Origin of the sequence: Phocaeicola plebeius, assembly GCF_003437535.1 — a bacterium.
GTDB classification, from domain to species: domain Bacteria; phylum Bacteroidota; class Bacteroidia; order Bacteroidales; family Bacteroidaceae; genus Phocaeicola; species Phocaeicola plebeius_A.
The window spans coordinates 1-18,527 of the sequence record NZ_QSQT01000031.1; the positions used below are offsets into that span (position 1 = coordinate 1).

The 18,527-nt window shown below is 47.5% G+C and carries 16 protein-coding genes and 1 tRNA gene; 12 read left to right on the forward strand and 5 right to left on the reverse strand.

What is annotated here, in order from left to right:
• Positions 1-119: 119 nt before the first annotated feature.
• Together DXD04_RS13625 and DXD04_RS13630 are read right to left on the reverse strand one after the other, a co-directional pair.
• Positions 120-611: a pyridoxamine 5'-phosphate oxidase family protein gene (locus DXD04_RS13625; protein ID WP_117673792.1), complete on the reverse strand. Its 492-nt coding sequence runs from the start codon at positions 609-611 to the stop codon at positions 120-122.
• A 12-nt stretch (positions 612-623) separates the two neighbouring features.
• Positions 624-1,799, reverse strand: a complete 1,176-nt coding sequence (locus DXD04_RS13630; protein WP_117673793.1) for an iron-containing alcohol dehydrogenase — start codon at positions 1,797-1,799, stop codon at positions 624-626.
• An 89-nt stretch (positions 1,800-1,888) separates the two neighbouring features.
• Here DXD04_RS13630 and DXD04_RS13635 point away from each other — a divergent pair, with 89 nt between their 5' ends.
• The 4 genes from DXD04_RS13635 to DXD04_RS13650 all read left to right on the forward strand — a co-directional run bounded on the left by DXD04_RS13635 (position 1,889) and on the right by DXD04_RS13650 (position 5,784).
• Positions 1,889-3,556 (forward strand): formate--tetrahydrofolate ligase, encoded by a 1,668-nt coding sequence (locus DXD04_RS13635; RefSeq protein ID WP_117673794.1) that lies wholly within the window; start codon positions 1,889-1,891, stop codon positions 3,554-3,556.
• 4 nt (positions 3,557-3,560) lie between these two features.
• On the forward strand, positions 3,561-4,883 hold the full coding sequence (locus tag DXD04_RS13640) for a cobyrinic acid a,c-diamide synthase CobB (protein ID WP_117673795.1): 1,323 nt from the start codon (positions 3,561-3,563) through the stop codon (positions 4,881-4,883).
• Positions 4,884-4,977: 94 nt separating this feature from the next.
• Positions 4,978-5,050 (forward strand) — tRNA-Gly (locus DXD04_RS13645).
• A gap of 179 nt (positions 5,051-5,229) precedes the next feature.
• A complete protein-coding gene (locus DXD04_RS13650; protein ID WP_117673796.1) occupies positions 5,230-5,784 on the forward strand; it encodes a hypothetical protein in 555 nt (184 codons plus the stop codon).
• Positions 5,785-5,917: 133 nt separating this feature from the next.
• On the opposite strand, the gene rho is transcribed toward DXD04_RS13650, so the two are convergent.
• Entirely contained in the window at positions 5,918-7,945 is a 2,028-nt protein-coding gene (rho, locus tag DXD04_RS13655; RefSeq protein WP_117673797.1) for a transcription termination factor Rho, read from the reverse strand.
• A gap of 297 nt (positions 7,946-8,242) precedes the next feature.
• Here rho and DXD04_RS13660 point away from each other — a divergent pair, with 297 nt between their 5' ends.
• The 6 genes from DXD04_RS13660 (at position 8,243) to DXD04_RS13685 (ending at position 13,814) form a co-directional block, all read left to right on the forward strand.
• Positions 8,243-8,620, forward strand: a complete 378-nt coding sequence (locus DXD04_RS13660; RefSeq protein WP_117673798.1) for a RidA family protein — start codon at positions 8,243-8,245, stop codon at positions 8,618-8,620.
• Positions 8,621-8,708: 88 nt separating this feature from the next.
• A complete protein-coding gene (locus DXD04_RS13665) occupies positions 8,709-9,905 on the forward strand; it encodes a hypothetical protein (RefSeq protein WP_181977488.1) in 1,197 nt (398 codons plus the stop codon).
• Positions 9,906-9,917: 12 nt separating this feature from the next.
• Positions 9,918-10,664, forward strand: a complete 747-nt coding sequence (locus DXD04_RS13670; protein WP_117673800.1) for an MBL fold metallo-hydrolase — start codon at positions 9,918-9,920, stop codon at positions 10,662-10,664.
• 7 nt (positions 10,665-10,671) lie between these two features.
• Positions 10,672-11,049 carry a VOC family protein gene (locus tag DXD04_RS13675; protein ID WP_007558389.1) on the forward strand — a complete coding sequence of 126 codons (378 nt, stop codon included), beginning with the start codon at positions 10,672-10,674 and terminating at the stop codon, positions 11,047-11,049.
• Between the two features lie 34 nt (positions 11,050-11,083).
• Positions 11,084-11,908 carry a DUF3805 domain-containing protein gene (locus DXD04_RS13680; protein WP_117673801.1) on the forward strand — a complete coding sequence of 275 codons (825 nt, stop codon included), beginning with the start codon at positions 11,084-11,086 and terminating at the stop codon, positions 11,906-11,908.
• A 40-nt stretch (positions 11,909-11,948) separates the two neighbouring features.
• Positions 11,949-13,814: an ABC-F family ATP-binding cassette domain-containing protein gene (locus DXD04_RS13685; RefSeq protein WP_117673802.1), complete on the forward strand. Its 1,866-nt coding sequence runs from the start codon at positions 11,949-11,951 to the stop codon at positions 13,812-13,814.
• A 167-nt stretch (positions 13,815-13,981) separates the two neighbouring features.
• Here the strand turns inward: DXD04_RS13685 and DXD04_RS13690 are convergent, their stop codons facing one another.
• Complete coding sequence (locus DXD04_RS13690) at positions 13,982-15,475, reverse strand: UxaA family hydrolase (protein WP_117673803.1); 1,494 nt, start codon at positions 15,473-15,475, stop codon at positions 13,982-13,984.
• Positions 15,476-15,496: 21 nt separating this feature from the next.
• A complete protein-coding gene (locus DXD04_RS13695; protein WP_117673804.1) occupies positions 15,497-16,573 on the reverse strand; it encodes a LacI family DNA-binding transcriptional regulator in 1,077 nt (358 codons plus the stop codon).
• Between the two features lie 217 nt (positions 16,574-16,790).
• On the opposite strand from DXD04_RS13695, the gene DXD04_RS13700 reads away from it, so the two are divergent.
• Together DXD04_RS13700 and DXD04_RS13705 are read left to right on the forward strand one after the other, a co-directional pair.
• Positions 16,791-17,813 (forward strand): sugar kinase, encoded by a 1,023-nt coding sequence (locus tag DXD04_RS13700; RefSeq protein ID WP_117673805.1) that lies wholly within the window; start codon positions 16,791-16,793, stop codon positions 17,811-17,813.
• A gap of 39 nt (positions 17,814-17,852) precedes the next feature.
• Positions 17,853-18,521 (forward strand): bifunctional 4-hydroxy-2-oxoglutarate aldolase/2-dehydro-3-deoxy-phosphogluconate aldolase, encoded by a 669-nt coding sequence (locus DXD04_RS13705; RefSeq protein WP_007558337.1) that lies wholly within the window; start codon positions 17,853-17,855, stop codon positions 18,519-18,521.
• The last annotated feature ends 6 nt before the right edge of the window (positions 18,522-18,527 follow it).

Sequence of the window (18,527 nt, forward strand, 5' to 3'; positions counted from 1 at the left end):
TTTACGCATGTTACTAAATAAATTGTGTCAACTTATTTAGTACACTACAGTTTCAAATCAAACGTAAAGGCGTTTTTAAAAAGCGTTCAAAGCTCCTTCAAAATGTCATAAAAACAAGATTAGAATCCCATATTCTTGCATTTTCCGCTGACTTTCTGAATATCCAGGCGGATAATCTCCGTGCGGTGGAAAGACTTGTTGGCATACTCGATGCCCTGCATCTTATGCTCTGGGCAATATTTGGAAATCAACAGCGAGAGGGCAGACATCCGCTCTGCTTCGTGCAAACTGTGATGTGCCGTACATTGCAGCACAATGCTTTCATACCCCGTAGTAAACTTGTCGGGAATGACCTTACTGCGACCGGTGACACAGAAAGACACGTTAGGGCAGGCGTCAATGCAACGCAATTTACGCCCCACCGGTGCACAATGAATGTAAATGGAGTTGCCACGGTCCCACACATAGTTGATTGGAATACCGTATGCACCGTCTCCCTCTTCAGTCCGCATGGACAGGATACCGAATTCGCCTTCCTTTAATATCTCAAATGCACGTGCTTCATCGAGCAGGCGGTCCTGTCGGCGTACGTCTTGGTTCGTATATTCCATAATAACAATTCTTTATTGGTTGGCCAGTTCATAGATTTCACGGGTAGCCTGTGCATTCAGACGGACATAATTCCCTACGTATTCACCCTTGTTTTCATGCAGTTTCTTTACCAATAAATCGATATCAGGATGTTCGATGCCCAGTTCCTTGAAGGTGACAGGCATACCGATGGCATGGAAGAAGGATTTCAGACGGGTTACACCTTCCAGCGCCATGGCTTTCTTGTCGTCCGATTCGGGCACGTCCCACACCTGATGAGCATACTGTGCTACCTTACCCACGTTATGGCTGGCCATGTAGGTTAACCAGGCAGGGAAAATAACGGCTAATCCGGCTCCGTGCGTCACATCGTACACGGCACTCACTTCGTGTTCCATAAAGTGAGAAGCCCAGTCCTCTACGGCTCCCACGCCGCAGGTACCGTTGTGTGCGATGGTACCGGCCCACATCAGGTTGGCACGGGCTCCGTAATTTTCCGGCTCCTTCATTACCCGAAGGGCTTCCGTGATAATGGCCTTGAGTGTTCCCTCACACATACGGTCGGGCACCTCCTGATCTTCTGTATTGGTGAAATAGCGTTCCATGATGTGTGCCATCATGTCGGTCACCCCGCAAGCTGTTTGCCAGGCGGGGAGGGTATAGGTCAGTTCCGGGTTCATCACAGCAAACGTAGGACGCAACAACCCGTGCGTGCGGACACTCAGTTTCTTCAGTCCGTCCAGTTTCGTGATGACCGTATTACCAGAGCCTTCACTTCCAGCCGCAGGAATAGTCAGGACAACACCCAGTGGAATGGCTTTTTCAGGCACTACCTTATTCATATAGAAATCCCAGAAATCGCCTTCGTAAGGGATACCCATTGCAATGGCTTTGGCTGTATCGATAACCGAACCGCCTCCCACCGGAAGCAGAAAGTCGATTCCTTCGCGACGTCCCAGCTCGATACCTTCGTACACTTTCGGGTCGGTGGGATTGGGCTGAATGCCTCCCAGTTCCACATGAGCAATGCCTGCTTCGTCGAGGTATTTTTTTACTTTATCGAGTAGTCCGCTGCGCACTACGGAACCTCCTCCATATACAATCATCACTTTCGTACCTTTATATTTCTTCACCAGCTCGGCAGTCTGGCTCTCTGTTCCTTTTCCGAATACGAATTCGGTAGGACTGTAAAAAGCGAAGTTATTCATATCTATTATAAATTATAGGGTTTACATGTAGTACGACAAAGTTACGGAATTTCTTTGTATCTTTGCGTCACAATAAAAAAATTGAACCTATGAAATCAGATATTGAAATAGCTCGCAGTATCGAGCTGACAAAAATCAAGCAGATTGCCCGCGAGTATGGTATTCCCGTAGAAGAAATCTCTAACTACGGACGCTACATTGCTAAAGTTCCCGAAACATTGATCGATGAAGAAAAGGTGAAAAAGAGTAACCTGATTCTGGTAACGGCCATCACACCGACTAAAGCCGGTATCGGAAAGACTACCGTATCTATCGGTCTGGCGCTGGGACTGAACAAAATTGGAAAGAAAGCCTTCTGTGCCTTGCGCGAACCATCACTTGGTCCTTGCTTCGGTATGAAGGGTGGAGCTGCCGGAGGTGGCTATGCACAGGTGCTTCCGATGGACAAAATCAACCTGCACTTTACAGGTGACTTCCACGCCATCACTTCGGCCCACAACATGATTACGGCCTTGCTCGATAACTATATGTACCAGAACAAGGACAATGGTTTTGCCATGAAAGAGGTACTTTGGAACCGTGTGCTCGACGTGAACGACCGTGGCTTGCGCTACATCGTTACCGGACTGGGAGGAAAGACCAACGGTATTACCCGTGAATCGGGATTCGACATCACACCGGCATCGGAAATCATGGCTATCCTCTGTCTGGCAAGAGATGAAGACGATTTGCGTCGCCGCATCGAAAACATTCTGTTAGGATTCACCATCGACAACAAGCCTTTCACAGTGAAAGACTTAGGAGTAGCTGGAGCGATTACGGTATTGCTGAAAGATGCCTTGTCGCCTAACCTGGTACAGACTACGGAACATACACCGGCCTTCGTACACGGTGGTCCGTTTGCCAACATCGCACACGGATGTAACTCAGTACTGGCTACCAAACTGGCGATGACTTTCGGTGACTATGTCGTAACAGAAGCCGGATTCGGTGCCGACTTGGGTGCAGAGAAGTTCTACAACATCAAATGCCGCAAAGCCGGACTTCAGCCGAAATTGACCATCATCGTGGCTACAGCTCAGGGATTGAAGATGCACGGCGGGGTAGATGTAGACAAAATCAAGGAACCGAACATGGACGGTTTGAAGGAAGGTGTAAAGAACCTCGATAAGCACATCGAAAACCTCCAGTCATTTGGACAGACCGTGGTAGTTGCTTTCAACCGTTATGCTAACGATACCGATGAGGAACTTGACTTCGTACGTCAGCACTGTGAAGAAATGGGCGTAGGCTTTGCCATCAACAACGCGTTTATGGAAGGCGGAGACGGTGCCATCGAACTGGCTAACCTAGTAGTAAACACCATCGAAAACAATCCGTCACAGCCGTTGACCTTCACTTACGACGAAACTGACTCAGTGGAAGAGAAAGTCACCAAGATTGCCTGCGAATTGTATGGTGCCAAACAAGTTTTGTTCGGTCCGGCTGCCCGCAAGAAGATTCAGATGATAAAAGACCTGGGATACACCAACTTCCCTGTCTGCATAGCCAAGACACAGTATTCATTCTCTACCGACCCGAAACTTTATGGGGTGGCTTCCGGCTTCAACTTTGCCGTGCGCGACATCGTCATCAATGCAGGTGCAGAAATGCTGGTAGTAGTGGCTGGTGAAATGATGCGTATGCCGGGATTGCCGAAAGAACCGCAGGCATTGCACATTGACATTGTAAACGGAGAAATAGAAGGATTGTCATAAGCAGATGAAGCCACAGTTTCTTGTCGGAGCCATGATGCCTGGAAGCGGGCAGACCCTCGTTGCTTTGGGACTGATGCGTGCGTTGCGTCAACGTAACCTGCGTGTACAGTCTTTCAAATGCGGACCTGAACTGGCAGACCTTCGCTATCATGCGCTGGCTGCCGACCGTGAACCGGTAAGTCTGGACACCTGGCTGAGCTCACGCAGCCACCTGCAAACCGTCTACAATCGTTATGGAGAGAAGTCCGACGTGTGCGTGGTAGAAGGACGGGCAGGTTTGTTCGACGGATTCCGGAAAACGCAGGGAAGCAGCGCCGAAATGGCCCGACTGATGAAAATTCCTGTGGTAATGGTGGTGAGTGCACGCAATGCGGGCTATTCCACCGCTGCCATGCTGTATGGCTTCAAACACTTCAATACAGAACTGAAAATAGCCGGAGTAATTTTCAATCAGGTCACTTCGGCTGCGCAATACGGTTTCCTGCGCGAAACCTGTGCCGAGGCCGGGGTGGAATGCTTAGGCTATCTCCCTTATCTGGAGGAAACAGGCCTTCCACCTCGTCATCAGGCACTGACACTTCCTGCAAGGAAGAGTCTTGACCAACTTCTCAATCAAGTGGCGGAACAACTGGCACAGCATGTAGACATTGACAAATTGCTGAACCTTTCCACCCGTATTTTCCCTTGTACCTATTCACTTCCTTACATTTCCGAGACAGAAACGGATATATGGACCGACAAGCGTAAACAGCGAATCGCCTTGGCTTCTGACCCAGCTTTTCCTTTTGCATATCGCCAGAGCATAGACAAGACAAAGGGAGACATCACACGTTTTAGTCCGGTATATGGCAGTGAACTTCCCGAAGCGGACATCGTATATCTGCCTGGAGGCTATCCGGAATTGTTTGCCCGTCAGCTGCATCGTCGGAAACGCTTAATGGAGCAGTTGCGCGAATACGTAGAGAAAGGAGGAAAACTGCTGGCAGAAGGAGGGGGAATGGCCTTGCTAGGACAGACGCTGACCGCGCGCCCCGGAGGTACAGCCTACGAAATGGCGGGAATTCTGCCTTATTCAGTCATTGTGAAAGATAACCGTCCGTGCAGCGGATACCGTCAGACACATTATCGCGACTTATGTCTGAAAGGATATGAGTACCGTTACTTTGACATTGTTCCTACGGAAGAAGCAGCTTCACTGCAAACGCCAGTCTGTAATTTAAAAGGTGGAGAAGTATCGGGATCATTTTTCTTCCGCTATAAAAACTGTATAGCCACCTCCGTACATCACTATTGGGGAGAAACCGGATTATATAAGCTTTGGGAATAGCTGGAGAAAGGAATTTTTCTATTTTCTGCACGAAAAAAATCAGAGAAAACGGACGATTCTAAAAAATAAATTCTATATTTGCATCACCAAAGTCGCGGCAGTAGCTCAGTTGGTAGAGCATCAGCTTCCCAAGCTGAGGGTCACGGGTTCGAGTCCCGCTTGCCGCTCCTCAGTATTTAAAGGTTAATATTCTGATAATGAAGAGTATTAGCCTTTATTTTTTATAAAGTTCTCTATAAATTCATAGATAAAAAAAGGATATAAACCTCACTTTTGAGGTTTTGTGCGTATCTTTTGCGTATCCTAAAATTTTTAATCTACATGGATATATTAAAAACCGGTAAAGATGAATCATATATTATCCGATTTTCTATCAGACACATGCAACAGTCTGGAAAACCTGCGCAGAAATAACGTCTATAAAGAATTCTATTATCATATCAAGTGTGAGAATTTGGAAGACTTTCTGAGTAAAGACATCACCCAATCCGTCCAATATCAAAATTTATTTCAGGATTTGATGCAAATAAAGGGACCTGTACTATATTGGTATGAAATTACATCTTCCCACTCTAACAATGACATAATCAGGGCCTTAAAAGAGTATAAGCAGAAAAGACAAAGAGTTACTCCCGTCATCTACAAAAACTATAACAGACGCACAAACATTTTATACGTAGGAAAATGCAAAGAAAATTTCTGGGGACGAGTAATGCAGCACTTAGGATACTATAAAACACCTACTACACAGGGGCTCCAGCTCTTTCACTGGGCAAAGGAGCTACGACTGGAAGTCAGATTAAATGCCCTGGAATTTGCGTCTGACATGAAAGACATTATGCCTGTGATAGAATTATTCTTTGCCAAACAATTGCAACCGTTAGTCGGCAGACATACTTGAGATTGCCAGTCGCGGATAATCTTTAAAGTGAGTTATTTTCTTTCACTCAGAGATATAAATCATAAGAAAAGCAGGAAGAAACCCCACTCATGGATTTTCTCCCTGCTTTTCTTTATGTAAATGCGATATTCTTTTAAGAGTTCATACTCATCAGGAACTCTTCGTTGTCTTTTGTCTTCTCCAAACGGTCTTTCACGAAATCCATTGCTTCGATAGGATTCATGTCCGACAAGTATTTGCGGAGGATCCACATACGGTCGAGCGTAGTCTTGTCAAGCAACAAGTCGTCGCGACGAGTACTTGAAGCCACGATGTTTACGGCCGGGAAGATACGCTTGTTGCTCAGGTTGCGATCCAGCTGCAACTCCATGTTACCTGTTCCCTTGAATTCTTCGAAGATGACTTCGTCCATCTTAGAACCCGTATCAATCAATGCAGTAGCCACAATTGTCAGTGAACCTCCACCTTCAATGTTACGTGCCGCACCGAAGAAGCGTTTAGGTTTATGCAACGCATTGGCATCCACACCACCGGAAAGTACCTTACCTGATGCCGGAGAAACCGTATTGTAGGCACGAGCCAGACGAGTGATAGAGTCCAAGAAGATAACTACATCGTGTCCGCATTCTACCATACGTTTGGCTTTTTCCAGCACGATGCCGGCTATCTTCACGTGACGTTCCGCCGGTTCGTCAAAAGTAGAAGCGATGACTTCAGCTTTTACGCTGCGAGCCATGTCGGTTACTTCTTCCGGACGTTCATCGATGAGCAACATAATCATATACACTTCCGGATGATTGGCTGCAATGGCATTGGCAATATCCTTCATCAAGATAGTCTTACCAGTCTTAGGCTGCGCCACAATCAGTGCACGCTGTCCTTTTCCGATAGGAGCAAACAAATCAACTACACGAGCCGACAGGTTGTCGTTATATCCTTTGCACAATTTGAATTTTTCATCGGGGAAGAGCGGAGTAAGGTGATCAAACGGAATACGGTCGCGTACCAAAGCCGGATCGAGTCCGTTAATTTTAGAAACCTTTACCAGCGGAAAATATTTTTCGCCTTCTTTAGGCGGACGGATAGTACCTTCTACCACGTCACCGGTTTTCAAGCCGAGCAGCTTAATCTGCGACTGTGACACATAAATGTCATCGGGTGAAGAAAGATAGTTGTAATCTGAAGAGCGGAGGAAGCCATATCCGTCGGGCATGATTTCCAGTACGCCGGTACCTTGAAGAATATCATCAAAATCGTAGACTTTTTCTACCGGTTTGGGAGCTGGTGCCGGAGCATTATTAGCAGGAGTTTCGGTAGAAGGAGAAGAGGGTTGCTCTGGCGCGTTCTGGTTGGCAGCAGGCTGCGGATTGTTGTCCTTTCCCTGATTATTGTTATTGTTGTTATTAGGACGATTGTTGCGATTATTCTGACGAGCCTGACGCTGCTGATTTTTCTGTTTCGATTCTTTAGCCGGCATTACAGGCGCCTCCATTTTGGTAGCCTCAAATTTACCCAGCAGCTCAGAAGGTATTTCAAATTTCTCTGACGGAAGATCTTCGATAGGAATGAAATCGTTATTATTCAAGTCGAGCGGTGGAAGTTCCATGTCGTCATCATCGATGGGAAGCGGAGCCGGTTTAGCAGCAATCTCAGCGGGTTTATTTTCAGCGGCTTCCTGTGCTTCTTTTGCCAGAGTAGATTTATTTTTCGAACCCGGCTTACGTCCACGCTTGGCTTTAGGCTTTTCTTCAGTGGCAGGAGCAGCAGCAACTTCCGGCTGAGCTGTTTTTTCTGCAACCGGTGCCACGATTTCCTCTTTTTCTGTCGGTGCAGGAATTTCCTTGAACAAAGGAGTCGGTGCTGGAAGGGTAGGAGTATTGGCCTCCAGCTTCTGTGCTTTGTCTTTGGTAGCCGTGTATACTTTGTCCCCTTCTTTCTTTATACTGATGCGCGAGCGCTTACGTGGCTGTCCTTCCTTGCGTTCTTCGTTGTTTTGCTGTGCGGCCACTTTTTTTGTCGCACCGACAATTGCCTGCTCATCCAGGATACGATACACCAGCTCTTCTTTTTTCAGTGAATCGACCTTTTTCAGACCCAACTCTTTGGCAATCTGCTGCAATTCAGACAAATTTTTGTCGTTTAATTGAATGATATTGTACATAAATAGGTTAAATGAATTATTAATATTGGGTGTGTGAAGCATGACAAACCGTTCAGAGGTCTCTTTCCTCTTTCACACATTTGAATTATCAATGATTTTTGATTGTTTTTTATTGAATTCGGATTGGATACGAAGACGTTTCCAAATACCTTTTTGCATTATTGCGAGTACAAAAGTAAGTGTTTTTTGTTATAAACACGAATAAATGCGGACTTTTTTTACAGTTTCTGTCCACGGATTAAAAGAATTGTGCTAATTTAGCGTTGAAAATACAATTTAATTGACACATTAACGCTTATGAAAAAAGTAATTTTTACAGAAAAGGCTCCTGCTGCCATCGGTCCTTACAACCAGGCAGTAGAAGTAAACGGCATGGTATTCTTGTCAGGCCAGATTCCGGTAAATCCGGCTACAGGCGAAGTGGTAGAAGGTGGAATCACTGAACAGACTACTCAGGTATTCGAAAATATCAAGAATGTACTTGCTGAAGCCGGACTGACAACTGCCAACGTGGTAAAAACCACTGTGTTCCTGGCAGATATGGCGCTGTTCGGTGAAATGAATGCCGTATATGCCAAGTATTTCGAAGGCGATTACCCTGCTCGCTCTGCGGTAGCTGTCAAAGCTTTGCCGAAAGGAGTGCTGGTAGAAATTGAAAGTATTGCGGTAAGATAACCGTAACAAGGAGCAGACCGTAAGGAAAATGTCTTTATGGTCTGCTCCCAATTTGTTTAACAGGAATTTTGTGACAATGCAACTGAACATGCGTACAATTTGGGGAGAGAATAAATGGAAGCTGGCCACTTTCATACTGGCCATTCTGACAGTAACGGCTTCGGTTTTATATATTTACAGATACGAACCTTTCTCGTCCGGACTGGAAATTACCGACGAACTAGGAGGAAATATCTTTCCGGTCACCATCCTGTCTACTGCTACGACTGATGCCCAACTGATTGTACCGGCCGACAGTACCTATCTGGGAAACCCCAAATCGTGTATTGGCATTAAGATACGCAGTCCGCATGCCAACAGTAAACTTCACATAGAATTAGCTGAGACTCCTTTCTTTGCCCATTCGGTTTCTGAATTCATTCTGCCGGAATCAGGAAAGGAATACCTGGTTTTCCCAGATGTAATATGGAATTATCAGGCCCTGCTGGAAAATACTCAGGCCATGCCTGTTACCGTATCCATACAGGCAAAGGTGAATAACAACCGGACATATTCGGCAGTGCACACGTATTCCGTACGTAGTATCAACGAATGTCTGTTGGGCTACATCGACAGCAAAATGAAATTTCACGACACAAGCGATTTCTTTGCGGCCTACGTCAACGAAGACAATCCCAACATCAGCCAGGTGCTGCGCGAGGCACTGGATTCACGCATTGTCAACCGTTTCTGGGGATACCAAAGCAAGGACCCGAAAGTAGTAGATAAGCAGGTGTATGCCTTGTGGTATGTTTTGCAGAAAAGAGGGTTCAAATACAGCTCCATCAGCAACAGCAGCCTGTCGTCCAACGTGGTCTTTACTCAGCGCGTACGTACCTTCGACGATGCCCTTCAGTCGGCACAGATTAACTGTGTGGACGGAAGCGTACTATTTGCTTCATTGCTGAAAGCCATCAATATCAATCCGATTCTGGTACGCGTGCCGGGTCACATGTTTGTGGGTTATTACACCGACCGTTTGCACCAGGAGATTCATTTCCTGGAAACGTCCATGATTGGCGACGTAAACCTGGATGACTTCTTCCCGGAAGAGAAACTCGACTCCACAATGGCGGGAAAATCGCAGGAAAGCGTATCAAAGTTCATGTTTGAGAAATCCAAGGAATATGCTACCCGCATTTACAGCGAACACAAGGATCTGATTCATTCGGGCAAAGTGAACTACATGTTCCTGGAGATAGACAAGGCCACCCGCGCGTATGTGCAGCCCATTGCGGCCAAATAAGACCTCAATCTCATGAAACTGATTTATCTTTATCATAGCGGCTTCGCCCTGCTGGGGGAAGGTTACACGCTTATTTTCGACTATTTCGAAGACTCCGTGTCGGCCGACAAAGGCATCGTGCACGAACAGCTTCTTTCACGTGAAGGACGGTTGTATGTGTTTTCCAGTCATGCGCATGCCGACCACTTTAACCGGCAGATACTCTCCTGGAAAGCGCTTCGGCCTGACATCGTCTATCTGCTTTCGACTGACATTCCTCTTTCTGACAAGGACAAAGAAAACGGAAATCTCCACACACTGGCGAAAGGAGACACCTATCGTGACGAATATCTCACCGTGCGGGCTTTCGGCTCGACGGACATAGGCATCTCTTTTTTAGTCCAGACCCCGGAAGGAGCTACCGTATTCCATGCTGGCGACCTGAACAACTGGCACTGGATGGATGAAAGTCCGGAGGAGGAGTGGAAACGTGACGAAGCTTTCTTCCTTCGTGAGCTGGAAGACATTGCCGTCTGCAAGGAAAAAATGGATATCGTGCTGTTTCCGGTCGACCCTCGTTTGGGAAAGGAATACATGCGAGGGCCTTTACAATTTGTGAAACGGATAAAAACGACTATATTTGTACCGATGCACTTCGACGAAGCTTTTGAGAAGGCTTCGGCTTTTGCACTTTTGGCCGCATCGGAAGGGACTCAGGTTCTTACTCCTGTCCGTCGCGGCGAAACATTGAACTTAGACCACTATATCAACTTAAAATAAAAAGACAATGGAAATAAAAGGAAGATTTGACCACTTCAATATCAACGTAACTAATCTTGAAAAAAGTATCCAATTCTACGAAAAGGCGCTCGGACTGCATGAGTCTCACCGCAAGGAAGCGGCCGACGGCTCTTTCATCCTGGTGTACCTTACCGACGGATGCACGGGTTTCTCACTGGAACTGACCTGGCTGCGCGACCATACGGAAGCCTACGAACTGGGAGAAAACGAAAGCCATCTTTGTCTCCGTGTGGCAGGCGACTACGATGAAGTACGCAAGTTCCACAAGGAAATGGGCTGTGTTTGCTTCGAGAATGAACAGATGGGACTGTATTTCATCAATGACCCGGATGATTATTGGATTGAGATTCTTCCGCTGAAATAAACCTTTATCTCTAATACTAAAAACAAAAAACGTTATGAAAAAGTACATTTCTCCGGGTTCCTGTTTTTCACTGGAATATCCCGACAACTGGTGCGAGTTTGAAGATTCGGAAGACTGCTTTCTGTTTTACAACCCTGACAAATGGACCGGGAACTTCCGTATTTCTGCCTACCGGGGCAATTCGTCAGCCTATGCCAACGAATGTCTGGAAGACGAACTGCATCAGGTACGCGGGGCCAAGAAGGTGAAAGTCGGTTCATGGGACTGCGTCTATTCTTCCGAAAGCTTTCAGGAGAATGGTGTGTGGTACACCACCCACATCTGGGTAACCGGTCGAGGAGAGATTTCCGTAGAGTGCTCGTTCACCGTAGCCAAGGGCGAGATCCCCAAGGCTGGCGAAGCTATTGTAGCTTCCCTGAAGGTGCGCAATGTATCCGACAAACCGGTGAAGGAAGTGATTCCGGTCCGTATTCTGGAAATTAATCAGATAAACGAGAATTATGACTGGGCCGTTTCTACAGTGAAAAAACAACTGACCAAGGATTTTACCGGAACGGCGGCCGACTTGGAAAACTTGCAGAAAGTAATCGATAGCGGACGTTTCAACCCCAAACAGCGTCAGGCGTGGGAAAGCTTCGGCACGGCATTCGGCGTGATTCTGGTCAACGAGATGGACGGCATGGAATGGGTGACGGTCATCGACGGACAGAAAGAATCTCCGGCACTGCGTTTCCGCGATTCAAAAGTAATGGTCAACCCAATTTCCCTGATATGGGACAAGGCGAAGAGCGGACAGCCATGCGACCTGAAAGCGGAATTCGAACGGATAAAGAACGAAGTGGAAGCGACGATGGACTAATCCTGTCTGCATCCTATTTTTAGAAGCTACGAATTAGATTATGACTCCATATTTACAAGTAGAAAACCTGACCAAGTCGTTCGGCGACTTGGTCCTTTTTAACGGCATATCTTTCGGTATTGCAGAAGGACAGCGCATCGGACTGATAGCCAAGAACGGTTCGGGAAAAACCACCTTACTGAATATCCTGGCCGGTAAGGAAGGCTACGACGAAGGAAAAATCACCTTCCGCCGCGATTTACGCGTGGGCTATCTGGAACAGAGCCCGAAATATCCCGAAGAGCTGACGGTGCTGGAGGCCTGCTTTTATCACGGCAACTCTACCGTAGAGCTGATTAAGGAATATGAACGGTGCATGGAAACACCCGGCAACCCCGGCATGGACGAGCTGCTGGTGCGGATGGAACACGAAAAGGCGTGGGATTATGAACGACGTGCCAAGCGGATTCTTTCGCAACTGAAAATCCGCGATTTTTCCCAGAAAATCGGACATCTGTCCGGCGGGCAGTTGAAGCGCGTGGCACTGGCCAACATCCTGATTACCGAACCGGATTTGCTGATTCTGGACGAGCCGACTAACCACCTCGACCTGGACATGACGGAATGGCTGGAAGAGTACCTGAACCGTGGCAGCCTGAGCTTGCTCATGGTGACACACGACCGCTATTTTCTGGACCGTGTGTGCTCGGAAATCATTGAAATAGACAACCGTCAGCTGTATTCCTACAAAGGAAACTACAGCTACTACTTGGAGAAACGGCAGGAACGTATCGAAGCGACCAATGCGGAGATTGCCCGTGCCAACAACCTATATCGCACGGAACTGGAATGGATGCGCCGTATGCCGCAGGCACGCGGCCACAAAGCCCGTTACCGCGAAGAAGCCTTCTATGAACTGGAGAAGGTGGCCAAACAGCGCACGTACGACGCAAACGTGAAACTGGATGTCAAGGCTTCGTACATCGGTTCCAAGATTTTTGAGTCCGACCACTTGTGCAAGCACTTCGGCGACCTGAAGATTCTGGATGATTTCTCCTACATCTTTGCCCGCTACGAGAAGATGGGTATCGTGGGCAACAACGGTACGGGTAAATCCACCTTCATCAAGATTCTGATGGGACTGGAAAAACCCGACAGCGGTACGCTGGACATCGGCGAAACGGTACGCTTTGGCTACTACTCGCAGGAGGGGCTTCAGTTTAACGAGCAGATGAAGGTGATTGACGTAATTACGGACATCGCCGAGGTAATTGAACTGGGCAACGGCAAACGGCTGACGGCTTCACAATTCCTGCAACATTTCCTCTTCACGCCCGAAACACAGCACAGCTATGTGTACAAGTTGAGCGGGGGAGAACGACGCCGATTGTACCTCTGTACGGTACTGATGCGGAACCCGAACTTCCTGGTGCTGGACGAGCCGACCAACGACCTGGACATCGTGACACTGCAGGTGCTGGAAGAATACCTACAGAACTTCAAGGGATGCGTCATCGTGGTGAGCCACGACCGCTACTTCATGGACAAAGTGGTAGACCATCTGCTGGTATTCAAAGGGCAGGGCGACATCCGCGATTTCCCCGGCAACTATTCTGACTACCGCGACTGGAAGCTGGCCAAGGCAGAACACGAAAAGGAAGCAGCCAAACCTAAGGAAGAAAAGACGCAGCGTGTCCGCCTGAACGACAAGCGCCGCATGACGTTCAAGGAACGGAAGGAATTCGAACAGCTGGAAAAAGAGATTGCCGCACTGGAGGAAGAAAAGAAACAGATAGAAGAAGCCTTGTGCAGCGGTACACTCAGCGTAGACGAACTGACCGAGAAATCCAAGCGTCTGCCTCTGCTCAATGACGAGCTGGACGAGAAGACCATGCGTTGGCTGGAACTGAGTGAAATTGAGGGATAAAAAAGACGCCTTTGCATTTGAAAGAAAACGCAAAGGCGTTTACATTTAAACGCAAGTACATTTTAATCAAAACGCTTTGACGTTTTAAATAAAACGCAAGTACGTTCATGGACAAACGTACTTGCGTTTTTTTATGGGTTTTAAGGAAAATAATAAACAATTGTTTATCAAAGGGTTACACCATTCTTGAAAATTGCGATTTCGCGGTAGTTTTTCTTTTCGTTGTTCACGGGTTCTCCGCTGGCCACCTGAATCACATAATCGATGAAACGACGGCAAGTGGTTTCCATCGGCTCATTTTCTACGATGACACCGGCATTGAAGTCAATCCAGCCGGGCTTATGCGCCGCCAGGTTGGAGTTGGTAGAAATCTTCATAGTAGGCACGAAGGTACCGAACGGCGTACCGCGTCCTGTAGTGAACAGCACGATGTGGCAGCCGGAAGAGGCGAGGGCAGTAGCTGCTACCAGATCATTGCCAGGAGCCGACAGCAGGTTCAATCCTTTCGTCTGCAAGCGTTCCCCGTAGGCCATCACGCCCGATACGTAACTCTTTCCGCATTTCTGTGTGCAACCCAGTGCTTTTTCTTCCAGTGTAGAGATACCTCCGGCCTTGTTACCCGGCGAAGGATTCTCGCCCACGGGCTCTCCATGTGAAAGGAAGTATTCCTTGAAATCATTAATCAGACTCACCGTCTGGTTGAACAATTCTGTAGTACGGCAACGGTTCATCAGGATGGTTTCTGCCCCGAACATTTCAGGCACCTCCGTCAGCACTGAAGTACCTCCCTGCGCAATCAGGAAGTCGGAGAACATACCCAGCAGCGGATTGGCCGTAATACCTGAAAAACCGTCGGAACCACCGCATTTCAGTCCCACACGCAACTCGGAGAGGGGCACATCCGTACGCTCATCCTGACAGCATTTGGCATACAGTTCACGCAAGATGCGCATACCTTCTTCATATTCATCGTCCACCTTCTGTGCCACCATGAAGCGGATACGGTCTTTATCATACGAACCGATAAATTCACGGAACACATCGGGCTGGTTGTTCTCGCATCCTAATCCCACTACCAGCACGGCTCCGGCATTGGGATGCAGCACCATGTCGCGCAGAATCTTCTTTGTATTCTCATGGTCTTCGCCCAACTGCGAGCAACCATAATTATGCGGAAAAGCCACGATGGCATCCACTCCTTTTCCTCCGTCCGTTTCGCGGCGAAGTCCCTCGGCCAGCTGGTTCACGATGCCGTTCACACAGCCCACAGTCGGGATAATCCAGATCTCGTTACGCACGCCTACGTCTCCGTTCCGACGGCGATAACCTTTGAACGTGCGGTGTTCCATAGGAATATCCGTATGCACCTCCACAGGCTGGTAAGTATAATCCAGCAGCCCTGCCAGATTAGTCTTGATTTCTTTCTCGCTCACCCATGTACCTTCGGGTACATCAACGGTAACATGACCGATGGGGTAGCCGTATTTAATGATATTCTCTCCAGCCTGGAAATTCTTCAGCGTCACCTTGTGGCCGGCAGGCACATCCGTGCGCAGGGTAATCACCCGTCCGTCTGCCTCAATGGTTTCTCCTGCATGAAGGGGAGAAATAGCCACCGCCACGTTATCGGCCGGGTTGATTCTCAAATAAGTTGTTTTCATATTAATAGCAATGTAATCAGGTTATTCGTTGACATGTGCATCGAAGTAGAAATCGATGTTTTCCGTCGTAATCAGGTTGATAGGCATGTAGTTGCAGTCCTTCACCTTCTTGCGCAGAATCAGGTGGTTGCACAGACATTCAATGCTGTTGTATCCCTGCACGGTAGGCTGCTGGGCTATGATGAAGTCAATCACTCCTTCCTTCAGGCAAGCCACGTTGCGACGCAGCAGGTCGTAACCCATAAGGTGGAAGTCCGTACGTCCGTGACGCTGCATATACTCGCCGATGATGTACGCCTTCGAGTTGAAGGTGATACCGCACTTCACGTTCGGATGCGCCGCAAAAAAATCGTCCAGCAACGAAGCATCTTCACCCGGCTGTTTGGCATAGAGGTTCAGTTCCCACATCTTCAGTTCAGGACAGTGCTCCTTCATGTATTCATAGAAGCCCTCTTCACGATGGAGCTGCTGGTTCGAACCCAGACGTCCTTCGTTTATCTGACGGAAGATAACAATTTCCGGTTCGCCACTAGCCAGCAGACGCAACATGCGGGCGGCAAAGTATCCGCTCCGCTGGGCATGCTGTCCGTAGAAAGCCAGCGGCTCCAGCCGAGCAATATTCGAATCAATAAATACATACGGAATGCCGGCTTCGCGCAGCAGGCTGACAAACCGTTCAGTTTCTTCTTCTACAGTAGGCGAAAGGATGACTCCGTCGGGCTGTGCTTCTAAAATGCGCATACCACTTTCTATAAAGGCACCTGACTCGTACTGGTCATAATAATAGTCGGACAGAGAAACATTGAAATCGGAAAAACGGGTGATGGCCTGTTGCATGCCACGTTCCACATCCTTCCAGTAATCACCTTCATTGTGCGAAGGGAGCAGATAGGCAAATCTGTATTTCTTGTTCGAAGCCAGCGCACTGGCATACATGTTGGGCTGATAGTTCAGCTTCTTCAATATTTCTTCCACTTTAATGCGGCTAGACTCAGACACACCGCTCCGGGAGTGAAGTACACGGTCTACTGTTCCCACCGATACTCCGGCCATCTGGGCGATGTCCTTGATTCGGATTCTATCTTGCTGTTTCTCCATGCGTTCTTACCTTATTATATTGTAAAATCTGTGCATTCAGTAAAAATTCATTTTTTTCGATACAAATATATAACTTATTTTGGTTTTTAAAAAATAAACCGTACCTTTGTGTGCGTACACAAAATGGATATTTCAAAAGTAACCGCTAAAAGAACCGTTTTTGTGATACAAGCTAAGAACTACATTATTAATCATATAAGTATAAAAATATCTAGCAATGGGAAAAATTGTTACTTTAGGCGAAATCATGTTGAGATTGTCTACACCGGGCAATACTCGTTTTGTTCAATCAGACAGCTTTGACGTAGTTTACGGTGGAGGTGAAGCAAACGTAGCTGTAAGCTGTGCCAACTATGGTCATGAAGCATACTTCGTAACCAAATTGCCGAAACACGAAATCGGACAGTCAGCTGTAAACGCATTGCGCAAATACGGTGTGAAGACTGACTACATCGCCCGTGGTGGTGACCGCGTAGGTATCTACTACCTGGAAACAGGTGCTTCTATGCGTCCTAGCAAGGTTATCTACGACCGCGCTCACTCTGCCATCGCTGAAGCTGATTCTTGCGACTTCGACTTTGATGCTATCATGGAAGGTGCTGACTGGTTCCACTGGTCTGGTATTACTCCGGCTATCTCTGACAAGGCTGCTGAACTGACTAAATTGGCTTGTGAAGCTGCAAAACGTCACGGAGTAACAGTTTCTGTTGACTTGAACTTCCGCAAAAAACTGTGGACAAAAGAAAAAGCACAGTCTATCATGCGCCCGTTGATGCAATATGTAGACGTTTGTATCGGTAACGAAGAAGATGCTGAACTTTGCTTAGGCTTCAAACCGGATGCTGACGTAGAAGGCGGTAAGACCGATGCAGAAGGCTACAAGGGAATCTTCACAGCCATGGCTAAGGAATTCGGATTCAAGTATGTAATTTCTACTTTGCGTGAATCTTTCTCTGCTACTCACAACGGCTGGAAGGCGATGATTTACAACGGTGAAGAATTCTATACTTCTAAGCGTTACGACATCGACCCGATTATTGACCGTGTAGGTGGTGGTGACTCATTCTCAGGTGGTATTATCCACGGCTTGCTGACCAAAGCTACTCAGGGCGAAGCATTGGAATTCGCAGTGGCAGCCTCAGCATTGAAGCACACTATCAACGGTGACTTCAACCTGGTATCTGTAGAAGAAGTAGAAGCACTGGCTGGTGGTGACGCTAGCGGTCGCGTACAGAGATAATCACTCAAACAAACAACATTTCATTTAAGGTTAGAAAAAATGGCTAAATTCGATAAAATTGCAGTGTTGAACAAGATTGGTTCAACAGGTATGGTTCCTGTATTCTATCACAAGGATGCAGAAGTAGCAAAAAAAGTGGTAAAGGCTTGCTATGACGGTGGTGTACGTGCATTCGAATTCACTAACCGTGGTGACTTTGCGCACGAAGTATTTGCTGAAGTAGTGAAATTCGCAGCAAAGGAATGTCCGGAAATGGCAATGGGTGTAGGTTCTATCGTAGATCCTGCTACTGCTTCTCTGTACATCCAGCTGGGCGCTAACTTCGTAGTAGGTCCGTTGTTCAACCCTGAAATCGCAAAAGTCTGCAACCGTCGTCTGGTGGCTTACACTCCGGGATGCGGTAGCGTATCTGAAGTAGGTTTCGCACAGGAACTGGGCTGCGACCTTTGCAAGATTTTCCCGGGCGACGTACTGGGTCCGAAACTGGTAAAAGGTTTGCTGGCTCCGATGCCATGGTCTAAGCTGATGGTAACCGGTGGAGTAGAACCGACTCAGGAGAACCTGACTTCATGGATTAAGGCAGGTGTATTCTGCGTAGGTATGGGTTCTAAGTTGTTCCCGAAAGACAAGGTAGCTGCTGAAGACTGGACTTACGTCACAGAAAAATGTAAGGAAGCATTGGCTTACATTGCAGAAGCTCGCAAATAATACAGA

Coding starts and splice junctions, on each gene's coding strand:
- DXD04_RS13630 (WP_117673793.1), bottom strand. CDS start 1,799: ATGAATAACTTCGCTTTTTACAGTCCTACCGAATTCGTATTCGGAAAA.
- DXD04_RS13640 (WP_117673795.1), top strand. CDS start 3,561: ATGAAGCCACAGTTTCTTGTCGGAGCCATGATGCCTGGAAGCGGGCAG.
- DXD04_RS13635 (WP_117673794.1), top strand. CDS start 1,889: ATGAAATCAGATATTGAAATAGCTCGCAGTATCGAGCTGACAAAAATC.
- DXD04_RS13675 (WP_007558389.1), top strand. CDS start 10,672: ATGGAAATAAAAGGAAGATTTGACCACTTCAATATCAACGTAACTAAT.
- DXD04_RS13625 (WP_117673792.1), bottom strand. CDS start 611: ATGGAATATACGAACCAAGACGTACGCCGACAGGACCGCCTGCTCGAT.
- DXD04_RS13670 (WP_117673800.1), top strand. CDS start 9,918: ATGAAACTGATTTATCTTTATCATAGCGGCTTCGCCCTGCTGGGGGAA.
- DXD04_RS13650 (WP_117673796.1), top strand. CDS start 5,230: ATGAATCATATATTATCCGATTTTCTATCAGACACATGCAACAGTCTG.
- DXD04_RS13660 (WP_117673798.1), top strand. CDS start 8,243: ATGAAAAAAGTAATTTTTACAGAAAAGGCTCCTGCTGCCATCGGTCCT.
- rho (WP_117673797.1), bottom strand. CDS start 7,945: ATGTACAATATCATTCAATTAAACGACAAAAATTTGTCTGAATTGCAG.
- DXD04_RS13690 (WP_117673803.1), bottom strand. CDS start 15,475: ATGAAAACAACTTATTTGAGAATCAACCCGGCCGATAACGTGGCGGTG.
- DXD04_RS13705 (WP_007558337.1), top strand. CDS start 17,853: ATGGCTAAATTCGATAAAATTGCAGTGTTGAACAAGATTGGTTCAACA.
- DXD04_RS13685 (WP_117673802.1), top strand. CDS start 11,949: ATGACTCCATATTTACAAGTAGAAAACCTGACCAAGTCGTTCGGCGAC.
- DXD04_RS13680 (WP_117673801.1), top strand. CDS start 11,084: ATGAAAAAGTACATTTCTCCGGGTTCCTGTTTTTCACTGGAATATCCC.
- DXD04_RS13665 (WP_181977488.1), top strand. CDS start 8,709: ATGCGTACAATTTGGGGAGAGAATAAATGGAAGCTGGCCACTTTCATA.
- DXD04_RS13695 (WP_117673804.1), bottom strand. CDS start 16,573: ATGGAGAAACAGCAAGATAGAATCCGAATCAAGGACATCGCCCAGATG.
- DXD04_RS13700 (WP_117673805.1), top strand. CDS start 16,791: ATGGGAAAAATTGTTACTTTAGGCGAAATCATGTTGAGATTGTCTACA.